Source organism: Cupriavidus sp. F041, assembly GCF_057814235.1.
In genome coordinates, this window is the sequence record NZ_JBVASY010000001.1 from 588,921 (window position 1) to 610,723 (window position 21,803).

Genomic DNA, 21,803 nt, shown 5'->3' on the forward strand with positions numbered 1-21,803 from the left:
ACCTCGCGGGATCGCCTCAGATGAGGCCATGCCGGAGCAGAATCCAGAACAGCCGCGCCCGCGGCACGCGAACGCGCGCGCGCGGATTAGCCCAGCCGCGGGCCAGCAAACGCTGCAGGACTACGTGGTAGACCTCGCCCATGATGCGCGGCGAGCGCACTATCCGGCGAGGACAACCCGCCATGATAGCGAAAGCCTGCGCATAGTACGCCTGCGCCTGTTGCGCCACTTCCGCGCAGGCACGGCCGATGGCGGGATGGCCGACAATGGCTTGCGGCGCGCCGAGCGGCACGCCGGCGGCCGCCAGCGCTTCGGCCGGCAGGTAGACGCGGCCGAGCCCCGCGTCTTCGTCGATATCGCGCAGGATATTGGTGAGCTGCAGCGCGCGGCCGAGGTGATGCGCCAGCGCCATGCCGGTGTCGCGCTCCATGCCGAACACGCGCACGGCAAGCCGTCCTACCGCGCTCGCCACGCGGTCGCAGTACAGGTCAAGGGTAGCGTTGTCCGGTGCGCGAATATCGGCCAGGACATCCATGGCCATGCCATCGACGACGGCCAGGAAATCTTCCTGGAGCAACCCGAAGCGCTGGATCTGGGTGGCCAGGCCACGCAACGCGGCCGGCGGCGCGCCCGCATAGCACGCGGCGAGATCCGCGCGCCAGGCATCCAGGCCGGCGAGGCGCGCGGCGCGCGGGCCGTCGCCATCGGCGATATCGTCCACGGCGCGGCAAAAGCCATAGATCTCGAACATCGCCTCGCGTTGCGCGGCGGGCAGGATCTTGAGGGCGGTATGGAATGAGCTGCCGGACGAGACGGCGTTGCCCGCTGGCGGGACGGTTTGCACTGCGATTTCTGTTCCGGCCACGTAACTCCTCGTCACGCGTTGAACCGCCGTGCTGCTGCGCTGCCTCGCCCTGGCTAGTCGCCGCGGCCAGGCACGCAGCACAAGGGGCGGCATGTGTTTGGGGTAATGGACGATTATACCAAGTCCCGCCATAGGCGCAGCCGGCTGCCGAAGGAAGGTGTTGGCGGGGGGCGCGAGCCGGAGCCCTGCTCCAGAAGCAGCAGCGTAACTGCGCGGGTGGCGCGCTTATCGGATGCGCCGGCCGGCGAGGCGAAGCTCCATCACAAAAATACCCCGCTCCGGGTCATAGCGGGCAATTTCCGCGTAATTGGCAGCATTTTTTTGATTTTTATCGAATTCACCCGCCCCCAACCCCGGGCAGCGGCGCGGGCTGCACCTGAGACGCCGGGTCGCGCCTCGCCTCGGCGGCGGCCTGCATGCGGCGCAGGTCGGCAAGCACCAGCGGCGAGACACGATCGAGCAGACGGCTGGACCTTGGCTTGTTCATGGCGGCCTTCCCCGGATGGATGGCGCCAGTGTAAGCCGGCGTCCCGGCCGTTGAATGTGCCCTGAGAAGCGCTCCGGAGCGGATTCCGCGCGATGGCACGCTCCGCGCGGCCGCGTCAAGACAAACCGGCGACGCCGTGTCGCCACAAGGCCACGGCATGTCACCGCGGCGTCACGTATGCTGATCAGGCTCGCCGGGGCCAGGCTGCCGCGCGCGCGCCTTCGATCTCGACGAAATGCTGCGGGAGAACCGACACCATGGGCCTTTTTGGCATCCTGCTCGCCCTTGGCCTGCTAATCTGGCTGGCGTACCGGGGCTGGAGCATCCTGCTGCTGGCACCCGCGGCATCGCTGCTGGCCGCGGCTACCGCCGGTGAGCCGCTGCTGGCGCACTGGACCCAGACCTTCATGGGCAGCGCCGCAGGCTTCCTCGCTCAGTTCTTCCCGCTGTTCCTGCTGGGCGCACTGTTCGGCAAGCTGATGGACGACAGCGGCTCGGTCAACGCCATCTCGGCCTGGACGACGCTCAGGCTTGGGCCGCAGCGCGCCATCCTGGCCGTGGTGCTGGCCGGCGCGCTGGTCACCTACGGCGGGGTCAGCCTCTTTGTTGCCTTCTTCGTGCTGGCGCCGATGGCGCAGGCGCTGTTCGCCGCCGCGCAGATTCCGCGCCGCCTGATGCCGGCCGCGATCGCGCTCGGCACCTCCACCTTCACCATGTCCGCGCTGCCCGGCACGCCCGCCATCCAGAACGCGATCCCCATGCCGTTCTTCGGCACCACGCCGTTCGCCGCGCCTGGCCTGGGCATGCTGGCCTCCGCCGTCATGCTGGTCTTCGGCTTGTGGTGGCTGTCCCGCATGGAGCGCGCCGCGCGCCGCGCGGGCGAGACCTTCGGCGATCACGCGCTGGAATCGGCGGACCTCGCCGCCGACGATGAACTGGTGCGCGAGCGCGCCACCGTAGCGCACGCATTCGATCCCGCGGAAGCGCTCCACGGCGCGCGCAGCGCCGATCTGCCCGCGGTATGGAGCGCGTTCCTGCCGCTGGTGATGGTGGTCGTCGTGAACCTGGCGATGACCTTGCTGGTGCTGCCGCGCTGGAATGCGGGATACCTGGCGGACGAGCGCTGGGGCGCTACCAGCCTTGCCGCGCTGGGCGGCGTGTGGTCGGTGCTGGTGGCGCTGGCCGCGGCCATCCTCAGCCTGCTGGTATTGCACCGGAAGCGCTTGCGCAAGCCGCGCGAGAGCATGGACGCCGGCGCCAATGCCGCGGTGCTGCCGGCGCTCAGCGTGGCCAGCCTGGTGGGCTTTGGCTCGGTGGTGGCGGCCCTGCCGGCCTTTGAACTGGTGCGCGAGTGGGTTCTGTCGATCGAGGGTGGTCCGCTGGTGTCGCTGGCGGTGGCCACCAATATGCTCGCCGCGCTGACCGGCTCGGCGTCCGGCGGGCTGACCATCGCGCTGCAGGCGCTGGGCGGCACTTACCTGCAACTGTCGGCGGCGACCGGCATCGACCCGGCCCTGATGCACAGGGTCGCCGTGATCGGCGCGGGCACGCTCGACAGCCTGCCGCACAACGGCGCGGTGGTGACGCTGCTGGCGGTTTGCGGCACCACGCACCGCGAAAGTTATCGCGATATCGTGGTGGTTGGCATCGTTGGCCCGATCGCGGCGCTGGCCGCCGTCATCGCGATCGGCAGCGCCTTCGGCTCTTTCTAGGCGGGTATCCGCGCCGGGTGCCGTTCAGGTTGTGGCCGCCCGTGCATAGCGCTGGCGCGGCACGGGCAGCAGCTTCAGCTGCTCGCGGCGAATCTTGATGGCTTCCTCGTCGCCACGCTTGATTGCGGCGCGCAGGTTCAGCACTGCCTTGCGGTACTTTTTCTTTTTCTGACGCTGGTGGTAATGGCCATGGCGATCCGTGTCCTTGCTCCAGGAGGCTTCACAAGCGCGCCTGCCCATTGCCGGGCAGGCCGCGCCGCTAAGGGCCGGTGCCTTGCCCGTCCGGCCGAAACGCTAGTGAAAGCCGAGTATCGCCATGCCGGCCCAGCGGGTAGCGTCCTTACGTGCTTACGCGCCGGACGCGACCGTCACGAACACCGGGTTCGAATAGAACCACAGGTCGTTGTAGTTGCGCGCGTTGATGGCATCGAAGCGTGCCGCATTCTCGACCAGGTCGGTCTTGGTGTCGGGCAACGGGTTGCCGTTCGCGGTTTCTCCCTGCACGTTCAGCCCGAGATTGGTGCCCCGCAGGCGGAAGTACTGGCTCCTGGCCGCGGTGAACGTGTAGGTCACCGTGTTGTAGCCATCCTTGTCCAGCTTCCAGTCGGTCTTGGTGAAGGTTGCGATGACCTTGGTGGAATCATTGGTCTCCTTGCTGTATTCCGGCGTACCAGGCTTGGCGCGAGGGGTGACGTCGCCGGCGATCAGGTCGATATGGTCCACGGTCGGCCTGACGTTGACATTGACGCCGCTGTCCAGCGGATACTCGAACCGGTTCCGGTCCGGGCTCTTGAAACGGATCGTGACAGTGACCTTGTCACCCGCCTTGGCCACGAGTTCGCCGCCCATCTCGCGCTTGGTGCTGCCGGCCGCCACATTGAAATCCAGTGCATTGATCAGGTCGCCAAACACCGAGAAGGACTTGCCCGCACGCAGGCTGTCCAGCAAGCCCTTGATGCCGGCACCTTCCATCCACAGGTAGTTGCGTGCGTATTCGCCCGGGAAATAGCCGCTGCTGAACTGGCCGCCCGCGGTCTTGAAATGGTGGTCCGAGTTGGCGATGTTCCAGAAGCGGCGCCCGTCGCCCAGCAGGGCATCCCAGATGCCACCGACTTGCGCAACCACATAGTCCACGCCGCCATAGGTGCGCGACTTCAGGTTGGCATCGATATAGGCGCTGTTGTAGCCGCCGCGATCCGGCTCCATCTGGTTGCCGACCATGCCTTCCACCGCGAACACGATATTCGGCGCGAGGTCGTTGAACTCACGATAGTTGGCGGCGGTGTACTTGCCCGGATTGCGCGACGGGTGGTTGATCAGTGCGTAGCTGCTGTCCGGGTAATTTGTCTTGAGCCAGTTGAAGGCCAGCAGCGCGTCGGCGTGCGTGGTAAAGGCGCGCGGGCCTTTGGCATTCCACGCTGCCACGTCCGCCGGATTGAACAGGGTGTCGGCGCGGTTGGTGAAGAAATACTCGAACTCGTTGGCGGCCTTGAGGGCCGGTGCGAGCGCGGGCGAGCCGGAGAAGATACCCACATTCATGTGGTCGTGGGTCGGCATGTCCCACTCGAAGGCGGAGAAGATCAGCTTGCCGGGATAGCGGCCGTCAGCCTGCATTTGCTTGACGGCAGGCACTTCGTAATCCGCCATGCCCTTCGAGAATGCCACCGAGCCGCCAGGGATGGCCGTGCCGGCCGGGTCGCGATCCGAGACGCGCAGGTGGTTCGACAAGGCCATCCAGTCGAGGTTGCTCGCGGTGAACGCCTGGTCGAGCACGGTGGCCAGGGGGCTCTGCGCATCGTTGGACTGGATCGTATGTACATGCAGGTCGCCGGTCGTCCACTTGCCAGTGACTTCCACGACCGGCGGGGTGGCCGGCGCGGCCGGCGCGGCCGGTGTGCCGGGGGTGGCCGGAGTGGCAGGGCTGGACTGGTCGCCGTTGCCGTTGCAACCGTAGAAGCCGCCGGCGATGCATAGCGAGGCGGCCAGGCCGATGATGGATTTGGAGTGACGCATTGGATTTCCCTGGTGACTTTTTACGTATTGACCCGATCTGTCCGCGCGCCCTGGGCCGCCGGGCGATGCGTGTCACTGGCATCGCCCCTTGCCCGGACGCACTGGCAAAGACTCTTGTGGGCGCCGATGTTGACGATCGTTCGTGACAGAAAGGTGACGTCGGAGAAACAAATCCTGTTTTTAGTAAAACGATACACCTAGCCGACCCGGTGTCGCTTCATTGAGACAAAATTCCAACCTACAGAACAAAAAATCAAAAGCCTGAAACATCTCTTCATGCGCACGTCATCTCTGCTGGCTAGCTTTGCCGCTTCTTGTTCCACATGGAAAGTCATGACAAAGAAGCACTAAGCCGATGCGCGGCAACAGGTACAGAAGACAACAACCAGCGTGCCGGATGAACGCCGCAGGAGCTTGCTCAGGGCCGGACTGGGTGCGACGCTGCTGCCGGCAGGCGGCAGTGCATTGCTGGCTGCGTGCGGGGGTGGGGGTGGAGGTGGAGGTGGCGACGACGCGCCCGCCGCACCGAACACCGGCAGCCCGGCACCGCAGCCACCGGCCGGCCCGCAGCTGGCATCCAATTTCGCGCTGGCGGTGCTGCCCGATACGCAGTTCTACTCGCGCTATGCAACGCTGGCGGAGAACGACCAGTTCGGCCGCAAATTCAACAGCGAGCCGTTCCAGGCGCAGACCAACTGGGTCGCGGACAATGCCAAGGCGCTCAACATCCCCTTCCTGATCCATCTCGGCGACGTCGTGGACCAGCAAGGCAAGCCCGAGCAGTGGGTGGTGGCCGACCAGGCCATGAAGGTGCTTGAGAGCGCCAAGATCCCGTATTCGATCCTGGCCGGGAATCACGATGTCATTCTCGACCTCGACTACAGCGGTGGCCCGAACAACACCGGCACCGACACGGAGCGCACGCTGGCCAACGAGCCCTACCTGAAGACATTCGGCACGGCCCGGGCCAGCAAACAGGCCACCTTCGGCGGGCGCGACCCGAGCGGCTTCCACGAGTACCACGTGTTCGAAGCCGAAGGGCAGAAGTTCCTGGTGCTCTCGCTGTCGTGGCGCGTCTCCGACAACGGCATCGCGTGGGCACGCCAGGTACTGCGCAACAACCCGACGCTGCCAGCCATTCTCGCCAATCACCAGTTGATCAATATCGACAAGGACGGGGTCACGCCGCTCGAGGTGCCCTACGGCCTGCTGCTGTGGGAAAAACTGATCAAGGACAACGACCAGATCTTCATGACGCTGAACGGCCACTACCACGGCGCCGCGCGGCTTACCAAGACCAATGTCTACGGCAACGCGGTCGAGGAAATGGTGGTCGACTACCAGATGGCCTACCAGGGCGGCAACGGCCTGATGCGGCTGTACGAATTCGACCTCACCGCCAACCAGATCAAGGTGCTGTCATTCTCGCCGTGGGTGCCGCAAAAACCCAAGCACACGCTCAATGACTTCGACCAGGCCGTGCTGGACGCGCCCAACGAGACCTTCACCATCCAGATGGATTTCGCCAAGCGCTTTGCGCGCTTCAATCCGGGCTTCAAGGCCGCCACGGCAACGCGCACATCGCTGGCGGACCAGGCCAAGGCAATGATTCTCGCGGGCTTCAAGGAGCCTGTGAAGGCCGAACAGAAGCCTGCCAGCAATTCGGAGGACTATCCGCACGTGGCGCAAACCGTGGCGCACTGGCGCTTCTTCGGGGGCGCCGCGGGCAGCGCGGTGCCGGTGGGACAGGTCGTGGCCGACCAGTCCGGCGCCAACCCGCTGAGCCGCGCCGCGCTCAATGTGGACGGCGTGGCTGCCGCCCAGCTGGGCGATGTGGTGTGGTCCGACGACCACCACTACCTGTCGGCTGCGCCGGGCAGCGTGCGCTTCCTGAACACCAACAAGAACGCGCCGCTGCGCATGAGCTATTTCGTCACGGGAAGCACGGCACCCATCAATGCCGCCACCCTGGAAAGCGGCTACACCGTCGAAGCTTTCATCAAAATCGACAAGAACTGGAGCGCCGGCAACAACGCGTGGATGAATATCATGACGCGCGACGGCAAACGCGGGAGCCTGGCCGGCTTTACCGGGGGCGACCCCGAGTCGCCGCCGCTGCTGTTCGCCATCTCCAGCCTGCGCGAAGTGCAATGGGAAGTCGTGCCGGTGCAGAGCGGCAGCCGCGACGGCAAGACCAACTGGTCCGGCGAGATCATTGCCGACAAGTGGCTGCACGTGGCCATCGTCAACGACGATGTCAGCCATGAAACCATTCTCTACGTGGAAGGCGCGCCGGTGTTGCGCAATGCCAGCAACGCCCCAGGCCTGGCCACGCTCGCGGCGGACATGCCCTGGGTAATCGGCGGCGGTTCCTGGGACGGTGCGCGCGCCGACGGCTTCTTTGGCCGCATTGGCGAGATCCGCATCGTGGGCAAGGCCCTGCAACCCGCCGAGTGGCTGACGGCACGCAAGGCCTGAGGCCGGATAGGGGGTGCAGCCGCGGCGTCTCGCGGCGCAGCGTGGCATCGGGGCGGACGATGACGGATTGCGCCCCGATTGCACCCGGATTGCGTGCAATGGCAATCCGGGCACGCACTATAGTGGAAGCTGGTTTCCACCAAGCCGGGAGGATCGCCGCATGAACGCCAGAGTCTATCGCAACACAGTCGTGAAGATCCTGATCGCCACGCTGATACCGGTGGCGGCAGCGCACGCGCAGCTCGGGGACATGCTCAAAGGCGCGACGCAGGGCAGCGAGGGCGCCATCGGCGGACTCGGCAGCCTGGGCGGGATGGGCAGCATGCCTTCGCTGCAATCCCTGACGTCCGGCAGCACCGGCAATATCGCCGGCATACTGGAATTCTGCGTCAAGAACAACTATCTCGGCGGCGCCAGCGGCGCCGCTTCCGTCAAGGACAAGCTGCTAGGCAAGGTTGAAAGTGGCTCGCCCACCGCCGATAGCGGCTATACCGACGGTGCCAAGGGCATCCTGCACAACAGCGACGGCAAGCAGTTCGACCTGAGCGGCGGCGGCCTCAAGGATCAGGTCACCAGGCAGGTCTGCGACAAGGTCCTCGCCCAGGGCAAGTCGCTGCTGTAAGCGGCGGCTTGCCGCCCCTGCCGGGGCGGATACTCAGGCAGCCAGGCGGAACGCCGACACCGCGTGATGCAGCGCGTCGGCCTGGTCTTCCAGCGATGCGGCGGCGGCGCTCGCCTGCTCCACCAGCGCCGCGTTCTGCTGCGTCATCTGGTCCATCTGCGCGACCGCGCGATTGACCTCTTCGATGCCGGTGCGCTGCTCCGCGGTGGCCGATGCGATGCCATCCATGATGGACGTCACGCGGCTGACCGCGTTGACGATCTCGGCCATGGTCTGGCCGGCCTGCTCGACCAGGGCAGAGCCGCTGTCGACCTGGCCCACCGACTCGACGATCAGCGTCTTGATCTCCTTGGCCGCGCCCGCGCTGCGTTGCGCGAGATTGCGCACTTCCCCCGCCACCACGGCGAAGCCGCGCCCCTGCTCGCCGGCGCGAGCGGCTTCCACCGCGGCGTTCAGCGCCAGGATATTGGTCTGGAAGGCGATGCCGTCGATCACGCCGATGATGTCGTTGATCTTGCGCGAGCTGGCGGTGATGCCGCGCATCTTGTCCACCACCTGGCTCACCACGCTGCCGCCCTGCTGCGCAATCTGGGAGGCGTCGGCCACGTACTGGCTGGCCTCGGTGGCGTTGTCGGCATTCTGGCGCACCGTCGCCGTGATCTGCTCCATGCTGGCCGCGGTCTGCTGCAGCGAGGCGGCCTGCTGCTCGGTACGGCTCGACAGGTCGGTATTGCCGGAGGCAATCTCCTGCGCGGCCGAGGTAATGGATTCGGCCGACTGCTGGATCCCCGAGACCGTGCGCGCGAGCTGGTAGCGCATATGGCCGATCGCGTACATCAGGCTGGCGCGGTCATCCGGGGCGACCGTGACCTGGGCGGTGAGGTCGCCGCCAGCCATGCGCAACGCAAGCGCCGCCGCGGTGGCGGGCTCGCCGCCGACCGAGCGCTGGATGCTGCGGATCAGCAGCGTCGCCACCACGGAAATCACGATGCCGAGCAACACCAGCAGCCCGAGCGACTGATACAGCGAGGTGCGGAATTGCGCCTCCACGTCATCCATATAGGTGCCCGCGACCAGGTCCCAGTTCCACGGCTTGTAGCGTGCCACGTAGCCGACCTTCGGGCTTGGCTGGTCGCTGCCGGGCTTGGGCCACCAGTAGTCCAGATGACCCGCGCCTTCCGCCGAAGCGCCGCGCGCCGCGATATCGACGTACAAGGCATTGCCCTTGGCATCCTTGAAATCGCGCAGGTTCTTGCCATTGAGCTTGGCGTTGATGGGATGCATCAGCATCACGGAATCCGCGCTGACGATGGTGATGTAGCCGTCCTTGCCATAGCGCTGCGCGGCGATGCGGGCAGTGGCCTGGGCCTTGGCCTCATCCTCGGTCATCTTGCCCTGGCGTGCCTGCTCGGCATAGTCGCGCACCAGGGACAGCGACATATCGACCACGTTGGCCAGTTCGCCGCGGCGGTCCGCCATCTGCAACTGGCGGGTCTGGAAGGCGTGCATCACGGTCAGCAGGAGCAGACCGAGCCAGGCCAGCACGAGAGGGATCCACAGCTTTTTTCGCAAGGTCAGTTGATTCATGGAGTTCGCTTTTTCTAGACAAGTACCAGCGATGCGGGAGACACGCGGCATCTCCGGGATATCGGAACGGCTTGCGCCTTCTTTAGCGCCAACTGGGGAAAGCCCGCAAGAAAAAAGCAAGAAGCGGCATCTATATCGTACAAAGCACCACAGTGAAGAGAGATCCCGTCGTGACGAGGACGCCGGCACTCTCATGGTGCATCGCCGGCCACCCGAATATGGCTGCCAAAAACCACTGGAATGCGGCTACAATCCGCCTCGCATTCCGATTCACTGTTGCAAGTGAATTGCAATTGGAATGCAAATGGTTCGAAGGTGCCCTCGCGCGCGTCAAGCGGCGGGGGTTAAACGGGAAACAGGTGCGCCGCGGCCAGGCCGCGGCAAATCCTGTGCTGCCCCCGCAACGGTCAGCAGGTACAAAGGTGTCACGCCGCGCCGGCAGGCAGCGGCAGCCACTGCGCATCGATGCGTGGGAAGGCGGCACCCCGGACGCGCCCCAGCGGCAGGCGTCCCCCTGCGAGCCCGGATACCGGCCTTCGACCGATCACCGAGGCTGCGGACGGGCGGCCAGGCGTGAGGCGGCTGGCCATGGGCCCGCCGCCACTGCGCGCTCGTCCGTGGCTTGTTCGTTTATTGCCGCCGGGCGGGGTCGCCTGCGGCCAACGATGGAAAGTCCATGTCCGCGCGCCCTCGCATTGCCCGCACCACCCTGCCGGGCTCCTCCAGGCAACGATTCACTCCCGCCCCACGCAAGCTGGCGCACCACTGCGCGCTCGCGCTCTCGCTCGGGGCCTTCGCCACGCTGGGCACGGATGCGGCCTGGTCCGCGGACGAAGCGCCAGCCTCGGAACGCCCCCAATCCTCCCGGAAAGACGGTACGGTGTTGCCGGCGGTGATGGTCAGCAGCGACTCGCAGCTGCCCGGGCTGGCACTGTCGGAACCCACGGGCACGGGCAGCCGGCTAGGCCTGACCCAGCTGGAAACGCCCGCCAGCGTCGAGGTGCTGTCCGGCGAGACGATACGCGAGCGCGGCGACCAGTCGGCGCGCGAAGCCGTTACCCGCACCACCGGCATAACCTCCAACGGCGCCCCCGGCAACGGCGGCACGTCGCTCACGGCGCGCGGCTTCTCCGGTCAAGGCTCGGTGATGCAGCTGTACGACGGCACACGGCTCTACGTCGCCTCCGGCACCGTGACCTTCCCCTTCGACACCTGGTCGGCGGACCGCATCGAAGTCCTGCGCGGCGCGGCCTCGGTCATGTACGGCGAGGGCGCGATCGGCGGCGTGGTCAACGTGATCCCCAAGAAGCCGCTGCGTGCGCCGATCGCCAACGAGCTGCAGCTCACCGGTGGCACCCAGCGCACCGCGCGCGCCGCCTTCGACAGCGGTGGCGCGGTCAACGAGAATCTCTCGTACCGCTTCAACGCCAACTACGCGCGCTCCGGCGGCTGGGTGGACCGGGGCGATTCGCGCAGCCTGGCGGTGTCGGCCGCGGTGCGGCTCGACGTATCGCCGGAGTTCAATATGACGCTGTCCTATGACGACGGCGACCAGCACCCGATGCAATACCTGGGCACGCCGCTGGTCAGCGGCAGCCTGGACACTTCCCTGCGCAAGAAGAACTACAACGTCGGCGATGCCGAGATCACCTACCGCGACCGCTGGACCCGGCTCGCCGCGCAATGGCAGCCCAATGAGCGCGTCACGGTGCGTAACCAGTTCTACTACCTCACCAGCCAGCGCCACTGGCGCGATGCCGAGTCCTATACCTTCCTGCCGGCAACCGGCCAGGTGCGCCGCACCGACTACCTGGAAATCCTGCACAACCAGGAGCAGGTGGGCGACCGCGCCGACCTGAAGATCGACGGGCAGCTGTTCGGCATGGCCAATACCGCCCTGGTGGGATTCGACGTCAACCGGATCAACTTCACCCACAGCAACAACTCGCCCTACGGCGGCACCTCCACCGTGAATGCCTACCAGTTCGATCCGGGCCAGTTCTTCAGCCCGCCGGGCATCGTCACATCGCCGCGCTTCCGTACCCACACCACGCAGTACGCGCTGTTTGGCGAAGACCGCCTCAAGCTGACCCGGCAATGGTCGGTGATCGGCGGCGTGCGGCTCGACCATGCCGAACTGGAGCGCGGCAACCTGGTCTCCGGCGACGACTGGACCCGCAGCTTCAACAACGTCACCTGGCGCGCGGGCACGGTCTACGAATTCACACCCGCCTTTTCCGTCTACGCGCAGTACGCCACGGCCACCGACCCCCTTGGCGCACTGATCACCACCTCGGATGCGCAAAAGGACTTCAAGCTCGCTACCGGCAGGCAGATCGAAGCCGGGGTCAAGCAGTCGTTCTGGAACCAGCGCGGCGAGTGGACCTTTGCCGCCTACCAGATCGTCAAGAAGAACCTCCTCACGCGCGATGCCGGCAACCCGGCGCTGTCGGTGCAGGTAGGCGAGCAGTCCTCGCGCGGGCTGGAAGCCTCGGTAAGCGTGGAACTGGTGCGCGGCCTGCGCGTGGATGCCAACGGCACCGTGCTGCGCGCCCGCTACGACGACTTCGCCGAAAGCGTGAACGGCGCCCTGGTTTCGCGCAACGGCAACGTGCCGACGAACGTGCCGCAGCAGGCGGCCAACCTGTGGCTGACCTGGGCCTTCGCGCCGCAGTGGCAGGTCGGCAGCGGCTTGCGCTACGTGGGCAAGCGTTATACCAACAATGCCAATACGACGGCCATGCCGTCGTACACGGTGGTCGATGCCTCGCTGCAATGGCGCATATCGCGCAAGACGGCGCTGACGCTGCGGGTCTACAACCTGTTCAACCGCGACTACGCCGAATCGTCCGGCAACAGCGGCGCCCAGTGGCTGATGGGACGGCCGCGCGCGGCTGAGCTGTCGGCCAATTTCTACTTCTAGGCCAGGCCATGGCGAGCACGCCCCTGTCCTGGCGCGCGTCCTGCTGGCGCTTCACGCGCCGCTGGCTCTATCTGGTGCACCGCTGGGCCGGCATCGCCGGCTGCCTACTGATCACCATGTGGTTCCTGTCGGGACTAGTCATGATGTATGTGGCCTTTCCCGCGCTGACCGACGCCGAGCGCCTCGCGGGGCTGCCGCCGCTGGACGTGGCCACGGTGCGGGTCTCGCCCGATGCGGCGATGGCCGGCGCGGGCCTCTCCCGCTTTCCGCGCAGCCTGCGCCTGGAAATGATGGGCGCGCACCCCGTCTATCGCATGGTCGACTGGAACGGCAAGCCGCACACCGTGTCCGCGCGCGACGCGGCCCGCATCGAACAGGTGGATGCCCCCGCCGCGCAGGAGATCGCCCGGCGCTTCTCCGGCGCCGCCGGCGCGCGCTGGATCGAGACCGCCGAGCGGGACCAGTGGACCGTGCCTAACGGACTGAATCCCTGGCGCCCGCTGCACCGCATTGCGCTGGACGCCGCCGCCGGCACGGAGCTGTATGTCTCCGCGCGCACCGGCGAAGTCATGCGCGACACCAACCGCAGCGAGCGATTCTGGAACTGGCTTGGCGCGGTCCCGCACTGGCTTTACTTCACGCCGGTGCGGGCCGATCCGCCGCTGTGGCGGCAGGTGGTGCTGTGGACTTCCGGCGTCTGCATCGTCGTGGCGATCAGCGGCATCTGGATCGGCTGGCTGCGCCTGCGCGTGCGCCGCCGCTTCGCGCATGGCAGCGCCGGAGGCACCTCGCCCTATCACGGCTGGATGGCCTGGCACCATATCGCCGGCCTGGCCGGTTCACTGTTCCTGCTGGCCTGGCTGGCAAGCGGCTGGCTGTCGGTCAATCCCAACCAGTGGTTTCCAGGGCGCGCGTTTGCGCAGCCCGCGCTGGAGCGCTATGCCGGCGAAGTCCAGCCGCGCTTCCCCGCCGGGGACGGCACCGCGCTTGCGGGGATGCTGCCCGGCGCCGGCGCGGCCCCGCGGGAAATCAAGATGGCCTGGCAGGCCGGATTGCCGGTCTTGCTGGTGGCGCGGGCCGCTGCCGGCGCCGCGGTCACGACGCAGGCTTACCGTGCCGACACCGGGGCGCCGCTTGCGCTCTCCGCCGGGGCGCTCGCACAGGCTGCCGCCCGGCTGGTGCCGGATGCGGCTGTCGCTGGCAGCGACCTGCTGCAACAAGACGATGCCTACTGGTACAGCCACCACCAGCCGCGCAAGCTGCCGGTGCTGCGCGTGCGCTTCGAAGATGCCGCCGAAACCTGGGCGTATATCGATCCCGACAACGGCAACCTGCTCGGCCGCAGCGACAGCAGCCGGCGCGCCTACCGGTGGCTGTTCAATGCCGCGCATACCTGGGATCTCGGCTGGCTGCTGCGGCATCGCCCCGCCTGGGACCTGGCGGTCTGGCTGCTTTCGATCGTCGGGCTGGCAGGCGCTGTCAGCGGCGTGGTGATCGGCTGGCGCAGGTTGTTTCGCAGGCGCCGCCGCCGGGCATGAATCCCGGCGTTCGCCCATTTACCCAACATTCCGGACCGTTCACGGAGCCCCCATGTTTCGCTTCCTCGCCAGCATCTTCAACGACCAGGACGCCGACGTGCGCCGCAAGGTCATTGCGCTCTATGTCTTCCTGATCGCCGCCAACGCCGGGGCGTGGGTGTGGGCGCTGGTGGCGTTCCGCGAGCACCCCATGCTGCTGGCCTCGGCGGTCCTGGCCTACACTCTCGGCCTGCGCCACGCCGTCGATGCCGACCATATCGCGGCCATCGACAACGTCACGCGCAAGCTGATGCAGGAAGGCAAGCGCCCGGTGACGGTCGGCTTCTTCTTCTCGCTCGGCCATTCCACCGTGGTCACGCTGATGTCGATCGGCATCGCCGTTGCCGCCGCCGCACTGCAAACGCGCTTTGCGGACATGAAGGCCGTGGGCGGCATGATCAGCACCAGCGTGTCCGCGCTGTTCCTGTTCCTGCTGGCCTTCTTCAACCTGCTGATCCTGATCTCCGTGTGGCGCACCTTTCGCGCGGTCAGGCGCGGCGAGGTGCTCAAGGAGCAGGACCTGGACCTGCTGCTGAACAACCGCGGCGTGCTGTCGCGGCTGTTCCGCCCGCTGTTCCGGCTGGCCAGCCGCAGCTGGCACCTGTTCCCGATGGGGCTGCTGTTCGGCCTCGGCTTCGATACCGCCACCGAGGTGGCGCTGTTCGGGCTATCGGCGGCGGAGGCGGCAAAAGGCGTGCCGTTCTGGACCATCATGGTGTTCCCCGCGCTGTTCACCGCCGGCATGTCGCTGGTGGACACCACCGACGGCATCCTGATGCTGGGCGCCTACGGCTGGGCCTTTACCAAGCCGATCCGCAAGCTCTACTACAACATGACCATCACGCTGGTATCGGTGATCGTCGCGGTGGTGATCGGTGGCATCGAAGCGCTCGGACTGATCGCCGGCAAGCTCGGGCTGGAAGGCGGCCTGTGGGACGTGATCGGCGAGCTGAACGCGCATTTCGGCATGCTCGGCTATGTGATCATCGGCGTGTTTGTGCTGAGCTGGCTGATCTCGATGGTGGTGTACCGGGTCCGGCGCTACGATGAGATCGAGGTGCGGATGGGGTGAGGTCTGGCGAGGCGGACCGGCGCCGCTCGCTGAAATAGGCACCTCATCGGCGCCCTTGCTCAAGCCATTGTGCGAGTGTGGCCGGAGCAGAACCTATACGGGCTGCCCGCCGGTCGCCTATGCGCAGGACGGCTCCGCTTCGTCCATGACCGGACGCGCAATCGGCTTGATGTGTTTCCGGGGTTCCTGCGCGGCCATCCAGAGGTCGTAGGCGGTCTGCATACCGCACCACATCTCGCGGCTGGCACCCAACGCTTCTTCCAGGCGAATGGCAATATCGGGCGTAATTGCCGCATGGCCGTTCACGATACGGGAGAGCGTGGCACGCGTCACTTCGATGTGCCCGGCAAACGCCGTGATCGTCATGTCGTCGAGGCCCGCCAGCCATTCAGCGAGGACCGTGCCGGGATGCGGAGGCTTGTGCATCCGAGTCATGATGGGCTCCTTGATGTCAGTACTTTGGGGGTCAGTGGTAGTCGCGGTAGTCCACAACCAGCGCATCGCCATCCTCGAATCTGAAGGTAATGCGCCAATTCCCATTGACGGTGATTGACCAGTGTCCGGCCATGCGGCCTTTGAGTTCGTGCAATCTCCAACTGGGCACGCCCATGTCCTCTGGCTTGATGGCGTGGTCTAAAGCACCAAGCTGTATCCGAAGTTTCTCGGCATGCCGAGGCTGAATCCCGGCTTTCGATCCGGTCTCGAAGAATCGCTGCAGGCCGGAGTGAGCGAAGCTTTTGATCATTGCAGAATCACGAGAAGTGTATAGCCTGACTATACGAATGGCAAGCCTGACGCCAACGCCCAAGGCCACCATCCATGCCGCCGAGTGTACGTTTCGCTTTCACGCTCATGATCGGGCGGAGGAAATGGCATCCTACACCAGCACTGTATAAACATACAGTGCTGGTGTCTCACCCAATCAACGCATCCGCCACCAGATACTCTCCCGCCCACCTCTGCGCCAAATGCCGGCAACGCCCCAACGCCACCGCCTGCCGCTCGAAATCCACCACCATCACGGCATCTGCGCCAACCGGACGTGGCGGCTGCTCCGTGCTGCGGCCATCGCTTAGCAACCACAACCAGCGCTGCTGCGCCGGACAGCGGTGCGCGGCCTGCGCCAGCAGCTGGCCGGCACGCTCCATGCCAAGCGCCAGCGGCGTACCGCCGCCACCGGCAATCGGGCGGATCCAGGCTTCGCTCCACGGACGGGCCCGCGCTGGCTGCAGGCGCACTTCCGCCCGGCCTCCGGCGAAGCAGACCAGCGCCACCTCGGCGCGCGCCTGGTAGGCGCGCTGCAGCAAGCGCAGCAGCACGCCCTTGGCCAGCGCCAATTGGCGGCCGTGCAGCATCGATGCCGAGCAGTCGAGCACGAAACAATGGAACACGCCAGCATGCGCCTGCTGGGTTCGCATGCGGAGGTGGCCGGCGGCCAGCGGCTCGGTGCGCTTGGCCGCGAGCGTGCGCGGCCAGTGAATGCGCAGGCCTGCCGGGCGGCCTCGGGGAGCGGCGAAACGGGGTGCCTGCCACCGGTTGCCGCCTTGCCCGGAATCGGCGGCGGCCTGCCGGTGGCTCAGGCTTTTTTTGCGGGCAGCGGCCTCACGGATTTGACGGCGGCGATGCCTGTCGCGCTGCCCGCCGACGGCGGCGGGAGCGCTCCCCAGGGGTTGCCGGCGCCCGCCGCGCCGGTGTCTGCGCTATCGCCCCCGCCATCGCTGGCGCGGCTGGATTCGCCGGCATCGCCATGCCTGTCGGCATCGGGTGCCGCCTGGCGCCGATGGTGCAGCACCAGTTCCGCCACGGCATCCACATGCGCCGGCACCACCGCCGCATCGCATTGCAGGGCCGCCAGCGCGCGCGCCGCGCGCAGCATCACCAGGTCGGCGCGCACGCCGTCGACGGCAGCGGCCAGGCACAGCGCGCTGACATGCTCGTGCACGGCATCGCTGAACGATAGCGACGGCTGCGCCGCGCGCGCCAGCCGCACCTGCCGCGTCAGCGTTTCCTGCTCGGCGGCAAAGCGCGCGCGCAGCGCCCCGGGATCGCTGTCGAACGCCAGCCGCGCCTTGACGATGGCCTGGCGCTGCGCGGGATCGGTGCAGTTCTCCAGCGCCAGCGCCAGGCCGAAGCGGTCCAGCAGCTGCGGGCGCAACTCGCCCTCCTCCGGGTTCATGGTGCCGACCAGCACGAAGCTCGCCTCGTGCTGGTGCGACACGCCGTCGCGCTCCACCACGTTGACGCCGCTGGCGGCCACGTCGAGCAACTGGTCGACCAGGTGATCCGGCAGCAGGTTCACCTCGTCCACGTACAGCACCCCCTGGTGCGCTCGCGCCAGCAGGCCGGGCGCGAAGCGTACCTCGTTCTGCTGCAGCACATGGCCAAGGTCAAGCGTCCCGGTCAGTTGCTCTTCGCTGGCGCCCAGCGGCAGCGTGACGAACTGGCCCTCTGGCAGCAGTTCGGCCAGCGCGCGCGCGGCGGTCGACTTGGCCGTGCCGCGCGGGCCGCTGACCAGTACGCCGCCGATGCCGGGGTCCACCGCGGCGAGCAGCAGCGCTTGCCGCAGACGCTGCTGCCCCACCAGGGCACTGAAGGGAAACGGCACGCGCAGGAGCCGGGCGGTCGCATTCATGAGGGCATTCCTTCAAGCGCCTGCTCGCTGTCGAGCAGGTGTTGTTCCAGTTGGGCGCGGCGTGCGCCCGGCTCCTGCCACAGGCCACGTTGCACCGCTTCGAGCAAGCGCTCGCAGATGGCGTGCAGCGCGCGCGGATTGTGCTGCCGCAGGAAGGCGCGGGTGTCCGCGTCGTTCACATAGGCATCGGTCACCAGGGCGTACTGGTGGTCGGCCACCACGCGCGTGGTGGCATCGAATCCGAACAGGTAGTCCACGGTGGCGGCCATCTCGAAGGCGCCCTTGTAGCCATGCCGCTTGACGCCGTCGATCCACTTGGGATTGACCACGCGCGCGCGGATCACGCGGCTGATTTCCTCCTGCAGGGTACGGATGCGCGGCGCCGCCGGATTGCTGTGATCCCCATGGTAGATGGCCGGCTGGGTGCCTCCCAGCTCGCGCGCGGCGGCCACCATGCCGCCCTGGAACTGGTAGTAATCGTTGGCGTCGAGCAGGTCGTGCTCGCGGTTGTCCTGGTTCTGCACCACCGCATCCAGGCTGGCCAGCCGCTCGGCAAAGCTGGCGCGCGCTTCGACGCCGTCCGTGCCCTGTCCGTAGGCGTAGCCGCCGGCATGAAGGTAAGCCTGGGCGAGATCGTGGTCGTCCTGCCAGTTGCGGCTGTCGATCAGATCCTGCAGGCCCGTGCCGTATCCGCCCGGCCGCGCGCCGAACACGCGCCAGCCCGCGCGGCGGCGCGCCTCGGCGGCCGGCACGCCCTGCGCTTCCAGCCGCGCGCGTTCGCTTTGCACGCGGGCGCGCACGGGGTTGAGTTCGGCCGGCTCGTCCAGTTCGGCCACCGCCTGCACGGCGGCATCGAACAGGCGCATGACGTTGGCGAAGGCATCGCGGAAAAACCCCGACACGCGCAAGGTCACGTCAACGCGCGGGCGGTCGAAAATCGCCATCGGCAGGATCTCGAAATCGGTCACGCGGTAGCTGCCGGGCGCCCACTTCGGCCGCACGCCCAGCAGGGCGAACGCTTGCGCGATGTCGTCGCCGCCGCTGCGCATGGTGGCGGTGCCCCAGACGGAAAGCCCGATCGACTGCGGATATTCGCCATGCTCCTGCAAGTGGCGCTCGATCAGCTGGCTGGCGGACTTCAGGCCCAGCGTCCAGGCCGTGCGGGTGGGCACCGCGCGCGTATCGACCGAGTAGAAATTGCGCCCGGTAGGCAGTACATCGGGCCGTCCGCGCGAGGGCGCGCCGCTGGGGCCGGGTGGGACAAAGCGCCCGGCCAGCCCGCGCGACAGTTGCAGCATTTCCTGCGGGCCGCAGGCATCCAGGCGCGGCATCACGTCCCGCTGCAGGCGTGCCAGCACGGCGGCGGTCTGCGGCAGGGAACGCGTCATGTCGTCATCGAAGTCTGCCGCTTCAAGCAATGCCGTGGCCAGCATCTCCAGCCGCTCGCGCGTATCGCCGTGATGGCGCCACGGTCCCGCGTCGAGCGCCGCCATTCGCGCCGGACGCGGCCCTTCCCATGGCGCGGACCAGTCGGCATCGAGCGGATCGAAGCCGCCGCCCAGCGCCAGGTCGGCAGCCAGCGCCGTCAGCAAGCTGGCCTGCGCGCCCTTGCCATCGCCCACCGGAAAGCGCCCGAGCGCGAGCAGCGTGTCGCGCCGCTGGCGGCCCGCCGGCGACACGCCGAAAACATGCAGGCCATCGCGGATCTGCGATTCCTTCAGCTCGCACAGGTAGGCGTCGGTGCGGTTGAGCAGCGCGTCCTCGCCATCGCTGTCGGCGGGGGCATCCAGCCCAAGCTCGCGATGCAGTTGCTGGTCGACGATCAGCTTCAGGATGGCCTTGCGCAGCAGCCGCGCACGGCGCGGGTCTACCGCCAGCGCCTCGTAGTATTCGTCGACCTGGCGCTCCAGGTCTTGCAGCGGGCCGTAGTTCTCGGCGCGCGTAAGCGGCGGCATCAGGTGGTCGATGATGACGGCCTGCGCGCGCCGCTTGGCCTGCGCGCCCTCGCCCGGGTCATTGACGATAAAGGGATAGAGATGCGGCAGCGGCCCGAGGATGGCATCCGGCCAGCAGCTGTCGGCCAGCGCCACGCTCTTGCCGGGCAGCCACTCCAGGTTGCCATGCTTGCCCACATGGACGATGGCATCGGCGCCGAAACTGTGGCGCAGCCAGAAATAGAAGGCCAGGTAGCCGTGCGGCGGCACCAGATCGGCGTCGTGGTAGCCGGCATAGCCCTGGGTGCCCGCTTCGCCGGGCAGCGCGTACGCGCGGGCCGGCTGCAGCCCCACGAACAAATGGCCGCTGCGCACGCCGGCGATCATGAAACGGCCTTCGCGCACCATCGGATCCTGTTCCGGGCGGCCCCAGCGTTCGGCGATGGCGCGCCGGTTCTCTTCCGGCAGGGCGGCCAGGTGCCGCTGGTAGTCCGCCATCGGCAGGCTCTGGAAAGCCGGCCGCAGGTCGCGTTGCGCCAGGTCGTTGGTGATGCCCCGGGTCAGCCCGCGCATCAGGTCGTCGCCGTCCGCCGGCAAGCCTTCGCAGTGGTACCCGTGTTCGCGCAGCATGGCGAGAATACCCACGACCGAGGCGGGCGTATCCAGGCCCACGCCGTTGCCGATGCGTCCTTCGTTGGCCGGATAGTTCGCCAGCACCAGCGCTACGCGCTTGTCCGCACTGCCGAGCTGCCGCAGGCGGCACCAGCGGCGGGCCAGTTCGGCCACGAAGGCGATGCGCTCCGCGTCAGGCTGGTAGCGCACCACGTCGACTTCGGTGTAAGGACAGCGATAGGCCAGTCCCTTGAAGCTGACCGCGCGCGTGATGATGCGGCCATCGACCTCGGGCATGGCGATATGCATGGCGACATCGCGCGCCCCGAGTCCCTGGCTGTCGCGCAGCCAGTCCTCGCGGTTGCCGCCGCTCAGGATGACCTGCAGCACGGGCGCATCGCCGGCAAGTTGCGGCGATTCGGGCGCCTCGAGCGAGGAAACCGCGAACGCCGTCGTGTTGAGCACCAGCGCCGCGCCGTGCTCCGCGCACAAGTGCTGCATGACGTCGCGGCACAGCGTGTCCTTGAGCGAACTGACCGCCAGCGGCAGCGGGCGCATGCCCTCGGCGCGCAAGGCCGCGATCAGGGCATCGAACACGGCCGTGTTGCCGGCCTGCAGGTGCGAGCGGTAAAAGACCAGCGCCACCACCGGCCCGTCCGGGTGGCCGTCACGCTCCCATTCGCGCTGCCAGTCCGCCACCGTGGCCACGCCATGCGCCGGATGATAGATCGCCGCCTGCGGCAGCACGCGCGGCTGCAATGCCGGCTCGCCCCAGTCAAAGGCATGGTGCGCGAGGCAGCGGAAGAACTGTTCCGCGTTGTCCGCCCCGCCTTCGCGCAGGTAGCGCCACAAGTTGCTGGCCAGCGCTTGCGGCGCATTGCCGCGCGCAAGCAGGTTGGCATCTTCGGCCAGGTCACCGGAGAACATCACCAGCAACTGGCCGCGCGCGCGCGCCAGTTCGGTCAGCCGCTCCAGTCCGTAAGCCCAGTCGCTATCGCCGCCGAGATGATCGACCACCACCACCCGCGCGTGCTGCAGCACATCGTCGACGTACATGTCGAGCGAGGCCGGCTGGCGCAGGTACATCTGGTTGGCCAGCCGCACCGTGGGAAAGCCCGCGCCCAGGCGCGGAAAGACACCGGCCAGCAGTGACAGCGTGGTATCCGCCGCGCTCAGCACCACGATCTCGGCCGGGCTCTGCTCGATGCGCACCACGCCGGCGTTATCGTCGACGAAGCCGCCCGGGCGGGTGGAAAGCAGATGCATCGGGTGCCTGGGCTCGGGTCTGC

The 21,803-nt window shown here is 67.3% G+C and carries 16 protein-coding genes and 1 riboswitch; of the genes, 6 read left to right on the plus strand and 10 right to left on the minus strand.

Annotated features, from left to right (window positions below):
• Positions 1-16: 16 nt before the first annotated feature.
• Positions 17-865, minus strand: a complete 849-nt coding sequence (hpnD, locus tag ACZY0R_RS02705) for a presqualene diphosphate synthase HpnD (protein WP_488857010.1) — start codon at positions 863-865, stop codon at positions 17-19.
• Between the two features lie 337 nt (positions 866-1,202).
• The gene (locus ACZY0R_RS02710; RefSeq protein ID WP_488857011.1) at positions 1,203-1,352 is read right to left on the minus strand and encodes a hypothetical protein; all 150 of its coding nucleotides are present in this window, start codon (positions 1,350-1,352) and stop codon (positions 1,203-1,205) included.
• Between the two features lie 257 nt (positions 1,353-1,609).
• Between ACZY0R_RS02710 and ACZY0R_RS02715 the strand changes: the two genes are divergently transcribed.
• Positions 1,610-3,064 (plus strand): GntP family permease, encoded by a 1,455-nt coding sequence (locus ACZY0R_RS02715; RefSeq protein ID WP_488857012.1) that lies wholly within the window; start codon positions 1,610-1,612, stop codon positions 3,062-3,064.
• A gap of 24 nt (positions 3,065-3,088) precedes the next feature.
• Here ACZY0R_RS02715 and ACZY0R_RS02720 read toward each other — a convergent pair whose 3' ends face one another.
• A complete protein-coding gene (locus ACZY0R_RS02720; RefSeq protein WP_488857013.1) occupies positions 3,089-3,304 on the minus strand; it encodes a hypothetical protein in 216 nt (71 codons plus the stop codon).
• A gap of 108 nt (positions 3,305-3,412) precedes the next feature.
• The gene (locus ACZY0R_RS02725) at positions 3,413-5,077 is read right to left on the minus strand and encodes an S-layer protein (RefSeq protein WP_488857014.1); all 1,665 of its coding nucleotides are present in this window, start codon (positions 5,075-5,077) and stop codon (positions 3,413-3,415) included.
• A 390-nt stretch (positions 5,078-5,467) separates the two neighbouring features.
• On the opposite strand from ACZY0R_RS02725, the gene ACZY0R_RS02730 reads away from it, so the two are divergent.
• Positions 5,468-7,555: a LamG-like jellyroll fold domain-containing protein gene (locus ACZY0R_RS02730; protein ID WP_488857015.1), complete on the plus strand. Its 2,088-nt coding sequence runs from the start codon at positions 5,468-5,470 to the stop codon at positions 7,553-7,555.
• A 160-nt stretch (positions 7,556-7,715) separates the two neighbouring features.
• Positions 7,716-8,177 carry a YjjA family protein gene (locus ACZY0R_RS02735; RefSeq protein ID WP_488857016.1) on the plus strand — a complete coding sequence of 154 codons (462 nt, stop codon included), beginning with the start codon at positions 7,716-7,718 and terminating at the stop codon, positions 8,175-8,177.
• Between the two features lie 33 nt (positions 8,178-8,210).
• Here ACZY0R_RS02735 and ACZY0R_RS02740 read toward each other — a convergent pair whose 3' ends face one another.
• On the minus strand, positions 8,211-9,764 hold the full coding sequence (locus tag ACZY0R_RS02740; RefSeq protein ID WP_488857017.1) for a methyl-accepting chemotaxis protein: 1,554 nt from the start codon (positions 9,762-9,764) through the stop codon (positions 8,211-8,213).
• 296 nt (positions 9,765-10,060) lie between these two features.
• Positions 10,061-10,316: riboswitch (cobalamin riboswitch) on the plus strand.
• 124 nt (positions 10,317-10,440) lie between these two features.
• Here ACZY0R_RS02740 and ACZY0R_RS02745 point away from each other — a divergent pair.
• From ACZY0R_RS02745 to ACZY0R_RS02755, 3 genes are read left to right on the plus strand one after another with little or no spacing between them, the layout of a single operon-like run.
• On the plus strand, positions 10,441-12,687 hold the full coding sequence (locus ACZY0R_RS02745; RefSeq protein ID WP_488857018.1) for a TonB-dependent receptor: 2,247 nt from the start codon (positions 10,441-10,443) through the stop codon (positions 12,685-12,687).
• A gap of 8 nt (positions 12,688-12,695) precedes the next feature.
• A complete protein-coding gene (locus tag ACZY0R_RS02750) occupies positions 12,696-14,225 on the plus strand; it encodes a PepSY domain-containing protein (RefSeq protein WP_488857019.1) in 1,530 nt (509 codons plus the stop codon).
• A gap of 52 nt (positions 14,226-14,277) precedes the next feature.
• Positions 14,278-15,336, plus strand: a complete 1,059-nt coding sequence (locus ACZY0R_RS02755; protein ID WP_488857020.1) for a HoxN/HupN/NixA family nickel/cobalt transporter — start codon at positions 14,278-14,280, stop codon at positions 15,334-15,336.
• Positions 15,337-15,453: 117 nt separating this feature from the next.
• Here the strand turns inward: ACZY0R_RS02755 and ACZY0R_RS02760 are convergent, their stop codons facing one another.
• The 5 genes from ACZY0R_RS02760 to cobN form a co-directional block, all read right to left on the minus strand.
• On the minus strand, positions 15,454-15,771 hold the full coding sequence (locus ACZY0R_RS02760) for a HigA family addiction module antitoxin (protein WP_488857021.1): 318 nt from the start codon (positions 15,769-15,771) through the stop codon (positions 15,454-15,456).
• Positions 15,772-15,802: 31 nt separating this feature from the next.
• A complete protein-coding gene (locus ACZY0R_RS02765) occupies positions 15,803-16,081 on the minus strand; it encodes a type II toxin-antitoxin system RelE/ParE family toxin (protein ID WP_488857022.1) in 279 nt (92 codons plus the stop codon).
• Positions 16,082-16,250: 169 nt separating this feature from the next.
• Positions 16,251-16,754, minus strand: a complete 504-nt coding sequence (locus ACZY0R_RS02770; RefSeq protein WP_488857023.1) for a vWA domain-containing protein — start codon at positions 16,752-16,754, stop codon at positions 16,251-16,253.
• A 158-nt stretch (positions 16,755-16,912) separates the two neighbouring features.
• Positions 16,913-17,968, minus strand: coding sequence for a magnesium chelatase ATPase subunit I (locus ACZY0R_RS02775; RefSeq protein WP_488857024.1), 1,056 nt, complete (start codon positions 17,966-17,968; stop codon positions 16,913-16,915).
• Positions 17,965-21,780 (minus strand): cobaltochelatase subunit CobN, encoded by a 3,816-nt coding sequence (cobN, locus tag ACZY0R_RS02780; RefSeq protein ID WP_488857025.1) that lies wholly within the window; start codon positions 21,778-21,780, stop codon positions 17,965-17,967. Before cobN ends, ACZY0R_RS02775 begins: the two co-directional genes overlap by 4 nt.
• Between the last annotated feature and the right edge of the window lie 23 nt (positions 21,781-21,803).

Excerpts from the sequence above, each read along its gene's own strand:
- ACZY0R_RS02715 (WP_488857012.1), top strand. The coding sequence starts at position 1,610 with ATGGGCCTTTTTGGCATCCTGCTCGCCCTTGGCCTGCTAATCTGGCTG.
- ACZY0R_RS02770 (WP_488857023.1), bottom strand. The coding sequence starts at position 16,754 with ATGCGAACCCAGCAGGCGCATGCTGGCGTGTTCCATTGTTTCGTGCTC.
- ACZY0R_RS02725 (WP_488857014.1), bottom strand. The coding sequence starts at position 5,077 with ATGCGTCACTCCAAATCCATCATCGGCCTGGCCGCCTCGCTATGCATC.
- ACZY0R_RS02720 (WP_488857013.1), bottom strand. The coding sequence starts at position 3,304 with ATGGGCAGGCGCGCTTGTGAAGCCTCCTGGAGCAAGGACACGGATCGC.
- ACZY0R_RS02775 (WP_488857024.1), bottom strand. The coding sequence starts at position 17,968 with ATGAATGCGACCGCCCGGCTCCTGCGCGTGCCGTTTCCCTTCAGTGCC.
- ACZY0R_RS02735 (WP_488857016.1), top strand. The coding sequence starts at position 7,716 with ATGAACGCCAGAGTCTATCGCAACACAGTCGTGAAGATCCTGATCGCC.
- ACZY0R_RS02745 (WP_488857018.1), top strand. The coding sequence starts at position 10,441 with ATGTCCGCGCGCCCTCGCATTGCCCGCACCACCCTGCCGGGCTCCTCC.
- ACZY0R_RS02710 (WP_488857011.1), bottom strand. The coding sequence starts at position 1,352 with ATGAACAAGCCAAGGTCCAGCCGTCTGCTCGATCGTGTCTCGCCGCTG.
- ACZY0R_RS02765 (WP_488857022.1), bottom strand. The coding sequence starts at position 16,081 with ATGATCAAAAGCTTCGCTCACTCCGGCCTGCAGCGATTCTTCGAGACC.
- ACZY0R_RS02755 (WP_488857020.1), top strand. The coding sequence starts at position 14,278 with ATGTTTCGCTTCCTCGCCAGCATCTTCAACGACCAGGACGCCGACGTG.
- ACZY0R_RS02760 (WP_488857021.1), bottom strand. The coding sequence starts at position 15,771 with ATGACTCGGATGCACAAGCCTCCGCATCCCGGCACGGTCCTCGCTGAA.
- ACZY0R_RS02740 (WP_488857017.1), bottom strand. The coding sequence starts at position 9,764 with ATGAATCAACTGACCTTGCGAAAAAAGCTGTGGATCCCTCTCGTGCTG.
- ACZY0R_RS02750 (WP_488857019.1), top strand. The coding sequence starts at position 12,696 with ATGGCGAGCACGCCCCTGTCCTGGCGCGCGTCCTGCTGGCGCTTCACG.
- cobN (WP_488857025.1), bottom strand. The coding sequence starts at position 21,780 with ATGCATCTGCTTTCCACCCGCCCGGGCGGCTTCGTCGACGATAACGCC.